Origin of the sequence: Lujinxingia vulgaris (assembly GCF_007997005.1) — a bacterium.
In the GTDB taxonomy this organism is placed as follows: Bacteria; Myxococcota_A; Bradymonadia; order Bradymonadales; family Bradymonadaceae; genus Lujinxingia.
Genome location: NZ_VOSL01000014.1, coordinates 1 through 11,390 on the forward strand (window position 1 = coordinate 1; position 11,390 = coordinate 11,390).

The following is an 11,390-nucleotide window of genomic DNA, read 5'->3' on the forward strand; positions in this document are numbered from 1 at the left end:
CACGCCCCCCAGCGCCCTCACGAACCTCCCCACCCCCGCAAACCCCAACGCCCCACAACCACACAACCCCACAACCACACAACCACAACCCGCACACCCGAATCGCTCCAAAGCCCCCACCCAACACCGCGCGCCCCCAAAAAACCATGCCCCACCCCACCTGCCGCCCCATCTTCCTGATGAGCCCCCCCACCCGCGCCTGGCATCTTAAAGGTCGCGCCAACTTCCGCTCCGCCTCCGCCACCGAGGTCGACGCCTCACAGGCCCGCGCCGAATGGAGCGCCCTGGCCGACGCCATCGTCGAGGCCGGTGGCGAGGTCGTGGTGATGCCGCCACAAGACGACGCACTCACCGGGCTGATTTACACCGCCGAGAGCGGCGAGCTCTTTCGCGATGAGCAGGGCGACCTGCGCTTTTTGTTGCCGACGATGGCCTCGCCGCACCGCCGGCCCGAGGCGGATCTCATTGAGCGTTTTATCCACGATACCTTTGATCTTCAGACCCACCGCGTCCAGCACACCTGGGAGGCCCAGGGCGACGCCATCCGCGCCGCCCACGGCGACCAGATCGTGCACACCTATGGCGAGGGCCCCTACCAGCGCACCACCCAGGCGGCCTACGCCGAGGTCGCCCCCCGGCTTAGCCCCCAGCACATCCAGGTGGGCTTTAAGGCCGACCCCTGGTTCCACGGCAACACCTTTCTGCAGTTCTTCCGCCGCCGCACCGACACCATCGGGCTTGTCTGCCCCGACGCCCTGCTCGATGGCGAGCTGGAGCGTCTTGAAGCCTTCCTCGGCCCCGACATCGAGCTTGTCTTCATCAGCCCCGAGGAGAGCCGCGGCTACGACACCAACGCCCTCCAGGTCTGCGACACCGTCATCGCCCCCACCTCCTTCTCCCCAACCGCTCGCCGGGCCACTGACGCCCTCGACCTGCAGGTCAAGACGCTTCCCCTCGACGAGCTCTTTGCCAAGGGCGGCGGCGCCCCAGTCTGCCTCACCAACCGCCTCTGGGGCCTGGACATCGCCGAGGTCCCCCACGAGGTGCGCTGGTCGCTTCACCCCTCGATTGAGGCGCATACCGAGCTCTGAGCTTCGCGATGTGAGGTGCGTTGTGCGGAGCGTGGGGGTTCGCGCTCTGTGGTTAGGTGGTTAAGGGGTTGGGTGGTTGTGGGGCGCTTCGCTTCGCGGCGATGGTCGATTCGTGAGGGCGTTGGGGGGCACGCTTCTGTGGTTGGGTGGTTGGGTGGTTGGGTGGTTATGGGGCGCTTCGCTTCGCGACGATGGTCGATTCGTGAGGGCGTTGGGGGGCACGAGATCGAGCCCGAGATCGAGATCGAGCCCGAGATCGAGATCGAGCCCGAGATCGAGATCGAGCCCGAGATCGAGATCGAGCCCGAGATCGAGATCGAGCCCGAGATCGAGATCGAGCCCGAGCACAACCACCAGCCCCCGCCACGCCATCATCCCCCCCCTCAACCCGCGCCCCTCCCAACGCCCACACGAACCTCCCCACTCCGCAAACCCCAACGCCCCACAACCACACAACCACACAACCACCTAACCACAAACCGCACGCCCCCCAACCCGAGTCGCCCCGGCACGCTCCGCACCTCCCGCTTGAAGCCCTCCTCTCCGCGCCAACAATTTGGCATCTGGCCCGCACACAAGGCGTCAAAGCCCGAGTTGTGCCCGCGCCGCTCCGCCCAGGTCGTCTCGTCGTCGTAGGAAGTCCCGTGACCCCACACACCGCCCCCGATCCCCGCTTTCCTCTCTACCATCCGGGCAACGAGCGCGACGGCTGCGGCGTGGGTTTTATCGCCGACACCCGCGGCGCCCCCCGCCACGATCTGCTGCGCATGGCCACCGACGCCCTGGCCAACCTCACCCACCGCGGGGCGGTGGATGCCGACACGCGCACCGGCGACGGCGCCGGCGTGCTCTTTGCGCTGCCCACCACCTTCTTCGCCAACCTGAGCGACGAGCTCCGGCTGCCCCGCAAGGGTGGCCCCATCGGCGTGGGTGTGTTTTTTCTGCCTCGCCACGCTCCGGATGAGCAGCACCAGATCCGCAGGCTTATCGCCGGCATCCTCCACGAGCGCGGTTTTTCAGACCACGCCTGGCGCCCCCTCCCCACGCGCCCCGCCGTACTCGGCCTGAAAGCTGCGGCGACCATGCCCCGCATCGAGCAGCTGATCGTGCCCTTCGACGCCGACATCGCACCGCGGGTCGCTGATCAGAGGCTCTACGCCCTGCGCCGCACCATCGAGTCGCGTCTGCACCGCGCGCGCCTCACCGCTTACATCGCGTCGATGTCGGCGAGTACCATTGTCTACAAAGGCCTGATGATGGGCGACGCCCTGGCCGACTTTTACCCCGATCTTCAGCGCGATCTGCCCACCAATTTTGCGCTTTTTCACCAGCGTTTTTCGACCAACACCTTTCCCTCCTGGTCGCTGGCGCAGCCCTTTCGGATGCTCGCGCATAATGGCGAGATCAACACGATTCTGGGCAACGCCAACGGCACGCGACTGCGCCAGGCCGACCTGCAAGCCGAGCTCTGGGACGAGGTCATCGACGATCTCAAACCGGTGTTGCAGCCCGGTTTTAGCGACTCGGCGCACCTCGACAACGTCGCCGAGCTCTTGACCCTCTCGGGCCGCTCGCCATTGCACACGCTCACCATGCTCGTGCCCCAGGCCTGGGAGCACGATGCAAACCTCAGCCCCGAGGTGCGCGCCTTTTTCGACTACCACGCAAGCCTCAACGAACCCTGGGACGGCCCGGCGGCCATCGCCTACGCCGACGGCCGCTTTGTGGGCGCGCACCTCGACCGCAACGGCCTGCGCCCGCTGCGCGTTTTGCGCACCCACGACGAGCTCCTCTACGCCTGCAGCGAGGTCGGCGTGCTCAACCTCCCCGAAGAGCGCATCGCCCGGCGATCGCGCCTGGGCCCCGGCCATATGATCGCCGTCGACCTCCAGGAGGGCCGCGTGCTCACCGGCGACACCATCAAACCCGCACTCGCCAGCCAACGGCCCTACCAGCGGTGGCTCGACGAAAACCTCGTGCGCATCCCCCACCGGCCCGTGGCCAGCGACATCGCCCCGGAGCTCGACGACGAGCGACGCCTGCGCCTGCAGACCTGCTTCGCCTACAGCCGCGAAGAGTTGAAATTTACGCTGGAGCCCATGGCCACCGAGGGCAAAGAGGCCATCACCTCGATGGGCGACGACACCCCCATCGCCGCGCTCTCGCTGCAGCAACGCCCGCTGGCGCATTTCTTCAAACAGCGCTTTGCCCAGGTCACCAACCCGCCGATTGACCCCATCCGCGAGCGCCACAACATGTCGCTGAGCGTGCACCTGGGCCGCCGCCGAAACTGGCTCACCGAGACCCCCGAGCACGCGCGCCAGGTCGCCCTCGACGCCCCGGTGCTGACCGCCGCCGAGATGCGGGCGCTCCACGACGCGCTGCCGCCTGAGCGCATCGCCACCCTCGACGCCACCTTCCCGGTCACGCAAGGCCCCGCGGGCCTCAAAAGCGCGCTGGACCGCCTCTCCGAGGAGGCCCTCAAAGCCATCGAGGCCGGCGCCGAGATCCTCATCGTCTCCGACCGCCAGGTCTCCCCCGAGCGCGCCCCCATTCCCATGCTGCTGGCCGTCGGCGCGCTGGGCACCGATCTGCTCAAAACGCACCTTCGCCTGCGCGCCTCGCTCATCGTCGAGAGCGCCGAGCCCCGCGACTCCCACTTCATCGCCACCCTGCTCGGCTTTGGCGCCAGCGCCGTCTTTCCCTACCTGGCCCTCGACACCCTGCTGGCCGACCTGGAGCTCGAAACCTCCCCGGCCGAGCGCATCGAGAACTTTCTAAAGTCTCAGCATAAGGGCCTTTTGAAGATCATGAGCAAGATGGGCATCAGCGTGCTCGGAAGCTACCGCGGCGCCCAGATCTTTGAGGCCATCGGCCTTGGCCCCGACGTCATCGAGCGCGCCTTCCCCAACACCCCCTCCCCCGTCGGCGGCCTCACCCTCGAGGATCTGGCCGAAGACGCGCTCATCCGCCACGCCCGCGCATTTGAGCCCGATGAGCCCGACACCCTGGTCGACCTGGGCCTTCTGCGCTTTCGCCGCAGCGGCGAAACCCACGCCTGGAGCCCGCAGCATCTGGGCGCGATGAACCGCCTGCGCAAACACAAACCCGGCGCCTACCCGAAATTCTCAGCCGCCTCCGCCGACCTCGCCCCTCTGCAGCTTCGCGACCTGCTGCAACCCTCCGCCCTGCGCCCGGCCGTCCCCCTTGATGAGGTCGAACCCACCGACGCCATCTGCCGCCGCTTTACCACCGCGGCCATGTCGCTCGGCTCCCTCTCGCCAGAGGCCCACCGCGCCCTGGCCATCGCCATGAACCGCCTCGGCGCCCGCAGCAACACCGGCGAAGGCGGCGAAGACCCCGAGCGCTACACCCTGGATGCGCGGGGCGACGACGCCAACGCCCGCATCAAGCAGATCGCCTCGGGCCGCTTCGGCGTCACCCCCCTTTATCTGGTCAAAGCCCGTGAGCTCGAGATCAAGATGGCCCAGGGCGCCAAACCCGGCGAGGGCGGCCAGCTCCCCGGCCACAAGGTCACCGACTACATCGCGTTTTTGCGCCACGCCACCCCCGGCGTCACGCTGATCTCTCCGCCGCCCCACCACGATATCTACTCCATCGAAGACCTGGCGCAGCTCATCTACGACCTCAAAGCCATCAACCCCGAGGCCGAGGTCTGCGTCAAACTCGTCGCCACCTCCGGCGTGGGCACCATCGCCGCCGGCGTCGCCAAGGCCCGGGCCGACACCATCCTCATCAGCGGCCACGACGGCGGCACCGGCGCCTCCCCCATCACGTCTGTGAAAAACGCCGGCATCCCCTGGGAGATTGGCCTGGCCGAAACCCAGCAGACCCTGCGCCTGAACGGCCTGCGCGAGCGCGTCAAACTCCGCGTCGACGGCGGCCTCAAAACCGGCCGCGACATCATTATCGCCGCCATGCTCGGCGCCGAGGAGTTCAACTTCGGCACCGCCGCGCTCGTCGCGCTGGGCTGCCGCTACGTCCGCCAATGCCACCTCGACACCTGCCCGGTCGGCATCGCCACCCAGCGCGAAGACCTGCGCGAAAAATTCGAGGGCGACCCCGACATGATCGTCACCTACTTCCAGAGCGTGGCCCGGGAAGTCCGCGAGCTCTTAAGCCAGCTCGGCGCCCCGAGCCTCGACGCCATCATCGGCCGCAGCGACCTCCTCAAACACCTCCCCCACCCCGAGCACCCCCGCGCCCACCGCCTCGATCTCTCGCCGCTGATGGTCGCCCCCGCCCCCCGCCACGGCGCCACCTTCCACACCTGGCCCGGCCCCACCCGGCTCCCCTCGCCGCTCAACGAGCGCATCGCCCGCGACTGCGCCGAAGCGCTCTCCACCGGCCAATCCCTGCGCCTCGACTACCCCATCGCCAACACCGACCGCACCACCGGCGCCCGAATAAGCGGACTCATCGCCCTGCAGGAGCGCGACGCGCCACTCCCCGAAGCCACCTTCGATCTTCATTTCAAAGGCACCGCCGGCCAGTCTTTTGGCGCCTTCCTCAACCACGGCGTCGCGCTGACCCTGCGCGGCGCCGCCAACGACTATGTGGCCAAAGGCATGGGCGGCGGCCGCATCGTCATCACCCCCGACGCCGACCTCACCCCCGAGACATGCCACCACACCCTGGCCGGCAACACCCTGCTCTACGGCGCCACCGCCGGAGAACTCTTCATCGCCGGCGTCACCGGCGAACGCTTCGCCGTCCGCAACAGCGGCGCCTTAAGCGTCACCCACGGCGCCGGCGACTACGCCTGCGAATACATGACCGGCGGCATCTGCGTCTTCCTCGGCCCCGTCGGCCACCACTTCGCCGCCGGCATGACCGGCGGTTTAGCGTTCGTCCACGACCCCCACGACCGCCTCCCCACCCGCACCCAGGCCTCCGACGTGGAGTTGTCGCGACCCGCCGTGGAAGATCACGACACCACCGAGCTGCACCGCCTGATCACGCGCCACTTTGAGCTCACAAAAAGCCCGATCGCCGAGGCGATCCTCGACAATTGGCCGGAGAAGGTTGGGGAGTTTTATAAGGTCACACCACGGGCCCTGTTGGCGCTCCGAAAAGGCTCGAAGTCGGCATGATCGCTTCGATCGCCGGGCCATATGAGGTGCGCGTTTTGTGGTTAGGTGGTTGTGGGGTCAGGTGGTTGTGGGGCGCCGGGGTTCACGAAGTTGGTCGATTCGTGTGGACGGCTGGAGTGGCGCAGGTTTGTTTTTTTGCGAGCCCCCAAACCCGAGCGCATCCAGGGCGGGGATAGCAAGGAGGCTGGGATGAAGCTGTAGCAGCGCTACCGCGAATCCCTGACGACGCAGCCAGCGTCGTCCTGGGGCGCTCGGCGAGGAGGCCACTACTTCGCCGCCGGATATGACCGGCGGTTTAGCGTTCGTCCACGACCCCCACGACCGCCTCCCCACCCGCACGCAGGCCTCCGACGTGGAGCTCTCGCGACCCGCCGTGGAAGATCACGACACCACCGAGCTGCACCGCCTGATCGCGCGCCACTTTGAGCTCACAAAAAGCCCGATCGCCGAGGCGATCCTCGACAATTGGCCCGAGAAGGTTGGGGAGTTTTATAAGGTCACGCCACGGGCCCTGTTGGCGCTCCGAAAAGGCTCGAAGTCGGCATGATCGCTTCGATCGCCGGGCCATATGAGGTGCGCGTTTTGTGGTTAGGTGGTTGTGGGGTCAGGTGGTTGTGGGGCGCCGGGGTTCACGAAGTTGGTCGATTCGTGTGGACGGCTGGAGTGGCGCAGGTTTGTTTTTTTGCGAGCCCCCAAACCCGAGCGCATCCAGGGCGGGGATAGCAAGGAGGCTGGGATGAAGCTGTAGCAGCGCTACCGCGAATCCCTGACGACGCAGCTAGCGTCGTCCTGGGGCGCTCGGCGAGGAGGCCACTACTTCGCCGCCGGATATGACCGGCGGTTTAGCGTTCGTCCACGACCCCCACGACCGCCTCCCCACCCGCACCCAGGCCTCCGACGTGGAGCTGTCCCGCGCCGCCGTGGAAGATCACGACACCTCCGAGCTGCACCGCCTGATCACGCGCCACTTTGAGCTCACAAAAAGCCCGATCGCCGAGGCGATCCTGGCCGATTGGCCCGAGAAGATTGGGGAGTTTTATAAGGTCACACCACGGGCCCTGTTGGCGCTCAAGAAGGCGGAGGGGGTGGCGTAAAAGGGGCTTGCGGGCGTTGGGGGGCGCGCGTTTTGTGGTTAGGTGGTTGGGTGGTTAGGTGGTTGTGGGGCGCTGTGGTTCACCACGTCTCTCAATTCGTGTGAGCGGCTGGAGTTGCGCAGGTCGGCCCCCCGCGAGCCACCCAACCCGAGCGCATCCAGGGCGGCGATTGGCAAGGAGCCAGGAGGAGCGTGTAGCAGCGCTACCGCGACGACGCAGCGACGCAGCCAGCGTCGTCCTGGGGCGCTTGGCGAGGAGGCCACCACTTCGCCGCCGGATATAACCGGCGGTTTAGCGTTCGTCTACGACCCCCACGACCGCCTACCCACCCGCACGCAGTCCTCCGACGTCGAGCTCACTCGACCCGGCGTTGATGACCACGACACCACCGAGCTGCACCGCCTGATCACGCGCCACTTTGAGCTCACAAAAAGCCCGATCGCCGAGGCGATCCTGGCCGATTGGCCGGAGAAGGTTGGGGAGTTTTATAAGGTGACGCCACGGGCCCTGTTGGCGCTCCGAAAAGGCTCGAAGTCGGCATGATCGCTTCGATCGCCGGGCCATATGAGGTGCGCGTTTTGTGGTTAGGTGGTTGTGGGGTCAGGTGGTTGTGGGGCGCCGGGGTTCACGAAGTTGGTCGATTCGTGTGGACGGCTGGAGTAGCACAAGGCAGCGCAGCTCCAGGATGCCTGGTATTGACGAAGCCCGGGCGCTCACGGAAGCTGCCAGTGAATCCATTTCGAGGCCGTCACCACCATCGACCCTCCCCCCTCTACCGCTCGCCCTCGTTAAACAGGTGATCTCGTGAGCTTCGCAAGCCCCATAAAACAACTCAGGATTGCGGGTTTCAAGTCCATCCAACTCATGGACGATTTGAACCTCCGATCTATTAATATCCTCATCGGCGCGAACGGCGCCGGAAAAAGCAATCTTGTGAGCTTCTTTCACATGCTTACCGAAATGATGGAAGGGCGCCTTCAATCCTGGACGCGTAAGCAAGGCTCTGCGGACCGCATTGTTACCTTCGGCGTGAAAGAAACGGCGCACATTTTCGCCTCTGTCAGGTTCGACAGAAACGGCTATGACTTCACGCTGGCACCGACGGTCGATGGTGGGTTTGTCATTCAGGAAGAGAAGACATTTTTCGATGGTAATCTGGGCCCAATTAAAAAATCACTTGGCTCAGGACACAACGAAGTGTGGCTCCCAAAACACTATAAAAAACTCTCCGAACAGCAGAACATTGTAACTCACTGCTACGAATCCATCTCCAACTGGAAAATCTTCCACTTCCACGACACCAGCGACACCGCCGGCGTCAAGCGTCTGGGCTCGCTGCACGACAACGAATACCTGCGCCCGGACGCCTCCAACCTCGCGGCATTCCTCTACCGGCTCAAACACGAACATGAGGCGACCTACGAGCAGATCCGCAAGACGGTGAGCCTGGCGATCCCCTTCTTCGACGATTTCGTGCTCAAGCCCCAGGCCCTCCCCACCGAGGAGGAGCAGATTCGGCTGCTCTGGCGCCAGAAAGACAGCGACTACCCCTTCTGGCCCAGCCAGCTCTCGGATGGCTCCATTCGTTTCATCTGCCTGGCCACCGCGCTGCTGCAGCCCGAGCCGCCCTCGACAATTATCATCGATGAACCGGAGTTGGGGCTTCATCCCTACGCCATCACCCTCCTGGGCTCGCTGATCCGCTCAGCCTCAAAGCGCATGCAGCTCATCGTGTCGACGCAGTCGGTACCGCTCGTTAACGAGTTCTCCATCGAAGACCTGATCATCGTGGAGCGCGAGAATGGCGCATCGGTCTTTCGCCGCCACGACGAAAAAGACTTTGAACTCTGGCTGGAGGAGTACACGGTCGGCGAGTTGTGGGAGAAGAATGTGCTTGGGGGTAGGCCGGGGCCTAATAAAAAGGCAGGTCAATGATACGAGTCTGTGTGATCTGTGAAGGGCCGACCGAAGAGACTTTCGTCAACGAAGTCTTGGACGCTCATTTTACACCTCGAGAAATCTACCTGTCCGCCCGTATTATCGGGAAACCCGGTCACAAAGGCGGTCGCGTCGGTATCCAACGCCTCATAAACGATGTTCGAGCCGTCCTTGGTGATCCCTCCATCTATTGTACAACCCTCTTCGACTTCTACGGTCTCACCGCCGACTTTCCTGGCAAACAGTACGCAAGCACCTTGCCTACCCCAGCTGGCCGCTCGGCGCGCCTTCTCGACGCGCTAACACAATCATTGCGCGCGCAGTTTAGCGATCAGGCGCTACGACGTTTCATCCCCTATGTGCAAATGCACGAGTTTGAAGGGCTTCTCTTCAGCGACCCCGTCGCGCTTGCCCGTGGAATCCACCAGCCCCAACTCGCCAACGCCTTCCACGGCATTCGAGACGCCTTCGCCACTCCCGAAGACATCAACGACTCACCACAGACTGCCCCCTCCAAACGTCTGGCCGACCTCTACCCCCCCTACGACAAAGTCTTGTTCGGCTCTCTTGCCGCGCTAGAAATTGGTCTGCACGCCATTCGCGCCGAGTGCCCGCTCTTCGATGGTTGGCTCAGCACGCTCGAAGCACTGGGCCCCTCCGAAGCGTGAGTGGCGAGTATTGCCAACAGATCGGCGACTCAGACCCCTTACCTCTCGTTTTACCCAGGTAAATCGGCGACTCAGACCCCTTACCTCCCAATTTACTCAGGTAAATCGGCGACTCAGACCCCTTACCTCTCGTTCTACTCAGGTAAATCGGCGACTCAGACCCCTTACCTCTCGTTCTACTCAGGTAAATCGGCGACTCAGACCCCTTACCTCCCGATTTACTCAGGTAAATCGGCGACTCAGACCCCTTACCTCCCAATTTGCTCAGGTAAATCGGCGACTCAGACCCCTTACCTCTCGTTTTACCCGAACAAATCGCCAACATGTCTCCCCGCACGCCCCCCAACGCACTCACGAATCGCCCCACCCCGCGTCCCTCCCACGCCCCACAACCACACAACCACACAACCACCTAACCACAACCCGCACACCCCCCAACGCGCTCAAAAAAAGAGCCCTCCGAACTCACCGAAGGGCTTCAATCTACACGCAGCTTTTCAACACCTTACTCGCCAACCGGCTCTACCACCGGCGTCGGCTGCACCGGCGGCGCATCGTTCAAGATCACGTCGCCCGACTCAGGCGCCTCGGTATCCGTGCTATCCGAGCCACCCGGGCGCCCCGGACCTTTGTAAATCGCGGTGACCGGCAACATCAGCTGCCGCAGGCTCTCATTCTCATTGAGCGAGAGCGCCCCCTCCACAAACTGGCGCGCGGCGACATAGGCGCGGCGAGCCTCGTCGCGGGCCGCGAAGAGCTTCTGCATGGCGAGCACCGCGTCGGAGTTCTCGGCGTTGGCGGCCTTGCGGGCCTGCACGAACCCGTCATAGGCCGCCTGCGCATCGACCACCACCGCGTGGTCCGCGCCCAGGGCGTCGTTGGCGTAGGTCAGCGCCCCCTCCATCACCGCCCGCGAGCGGTCCAGGCCCAGGGCCCGAAAGCCCGAGGGCGGAAGCGGCATCCCCCGATCCAGCCGATCCTTCAGGCGCGCGGCGTTCACCGACACGTCGGCCACCGCCCCGTAGTAGTTCGACTGCGCCGTGGCGTAGAGACGCTCATACGCCCCATCCATCGCTACATCGGCCTCCGCCACGGCCTCGGCCGCCCGCGCCGCCTCCTCGCCCTCCGCCAGCGCCTCAGCCACCGCCGCGCTGTAGGGCAAAAGCGCCTCGTCGAGCAGATCCGCCGCCAGCACCAGCGCCTGCTGCCCGCGCGCATGCGCGGTCTTGGGCGCCATCGCCCGAATCTGGTCCGCAGCCCGCTCCATCCACGCCTTCAACGTCACATCAAAATGGGTCTCCGACATCGTTTAACTCCTTCTTCAGAAGCTCCGCCCATCCCCCGAGCGCGCCACGCAAGCCTCGCTGCACCATTGCAGACGTCCGCCAGTCGCGCGCCGGATTACCAGCAGCGGTGTCTCCCCCCGGGGGAGACGGTGTGTTTACGAATGTCTTGGTTTTGCCACGATCGGAGTGGGTGGGCAAG

At 64.9% G+C, this 11,390-nt stretch carries 9 protein-coding genes; 8 read left to right on the top strand and 1 reads right to left on the bottom strand.

The window, feature by feature from the left end; genetic code table 11:
• Positions 1 to 146: 146 nt before the first annotated feature.
• From FRC96_RS02900 to FRC96_RS02935, 8 genes are all read left to right on the top strand, one after another.
• Positions 147 to 1,091: a dimethylarginine dimethylaminohydrolase family protein gene (locus tag FRC96_RS02900; RefSeq protein ID WP_146972546.1), complete on the top strand. Its 945-nt coding sequence runs from the start codon at positions 147 to 149 to the stop codon at positions 1,089 to 1,091.
• 168 nt (positions 1,092 to 1,259) lie between these two features.
• The gene (locus tag FRC96_RS02905; RefSeq protein WP_146972548.1) at positions 1,260 to 1,727 is read left to right on the top strand and encodes a hypothetical protein; all 468 of its coding nucleotides are present in this window, start codon (positions 1,260 to 1,262) and stop codon (positions 1,725 to 1,727) included.
• Between the two features lie 8 nt (positions 1,728 to 1,735).
• Positions 1,736 to 6,205 carry a glutamate synthase large subunit gene (gene gltB / locus FRC96_RS02910; protein ID WP_146972549.1) on the top strand — a complete coding sequence of 1,490 codons (4,470 nt, stop codon included), beginning with the start codon at positions 1,736 to 1,738 and terminating at the stop codon, positions 6,203 to 6,205.
• A 283-nt stretch (positions 6,206 to 6,488) separates the two neighbouring features.
• Positions 6,489 to 6,752: a hypothetical protein gene (locus tag FRC96_RS02915; RefSeq protein WP_146972551.1), complete on the top strand. Its 264-nt coding sequence runs from the start codon at positions 6,489 to 6,491 to the stop codon at positions 6,750 to 6,752.
• A 283-nt stretch (positions 6,753 to 7,035) separates the two neighbouring features.
• Complete coding sequence (locus FRC96_RS02920; protein WP_146972552.1) at positions 7,036 to 7,299, top strand: hypothetical protein; 264 nt, start codon at positions 7,036 to 7,038, stop codon at positions 7,297 to 7,299.
• 114 nt (positions 7,300 to 7,413) lie between these two features.
• Positions 7,414 to 7,842, top strand: a complete 429-nt coding sequence (locus FRC96_RS02925) for a hypothetical protein (protein ID WP_146972554.1) — start codon at positions 7,414 to 7,416, stop codon at positions 7,840 to 7,842.
• A 261-nt stretch (positions 7,843 to 8,103) separates the two neighbouring features.
• Positions 8,104 to 9,234, top strand: a complete 1,131-nt coding sequence (locus FRC96_RS02930; RefSeq protein WP_146972556.1) for an AAA family ATPase — start codon at positions 8,104 to 8,106, stop codon at positions 9,232 to 9,234.
• An 11-nt stretch (positions 9,235 to 9,245) separates the two neighbouring features.
• On the top strand, positions 9,246 to 9,905 hold the full coding sequence (locus FRC96_RS02935; RefSeq protein ID WP_230469808.1) for a DUF4276 family protein: 660 nt from the start codon (positions 9,246 to 9,248) through the stop codon (positions 9,903 to 9,905).
• Positions 9,906 to 10,410: 505 nt separating this feature from the next.
• On the opposite strand, the gene FRC96_RS21715 is transcribed toward FRC96_RS02935, so the two are convergent.
• Complete coding sequence (locus tag FRC96_RS21715; RefSeq protein WP_230469809.1) at positions 10,411 to 11,211, bottom strand: hypothetical protein; 801 nt, start codon at positions 11,209 to 11,211, stop codon at positions 10,411 to 10,413.
• Between the last annotated feature and the right edge of the window lie 179 nt (positions 11,212 to 11,390).

Bases quoted from the DNA above. Each gene is read 5' to 3' on its own strand.
- FRC96_RS02900 (WP_146972546.1), top strand. From the start codon at position 147: ATGCCCCACCCCACCTGCCGCCCCATCTTCCTGATGAGCCCCCCCACC.
- FRC96_RS02905 (WP_146972548.1), top strand. From the start codon at position 1,260: ATGGGGCGCTTCGCTTCGCGACGATGGTCGATTCGTGAGGGCGTTGGG.
- FRC96_RS02915 (WP_146972551.1), top strand. From the start codon at position 6,489: ATGACCGGCGGTTTAGCGTTCGTCCACGACCCCCACGACCGCCTCCCC.
- FRC96_RS02920 (WP_146972552.1), top strand. From the start codon at position 7,036: ATGACCGGCGGTTTAGCGTTCGTCCACGACCCCCACGACCGCCTCCCC.
- FRC96_RS21715 (WP_230469809.1), bottom strand. From the start codon at position 11,211: ATGTCGGAGACCCATTTTGATGTGACGTTGAAGGCGTGGATGGAGCGG.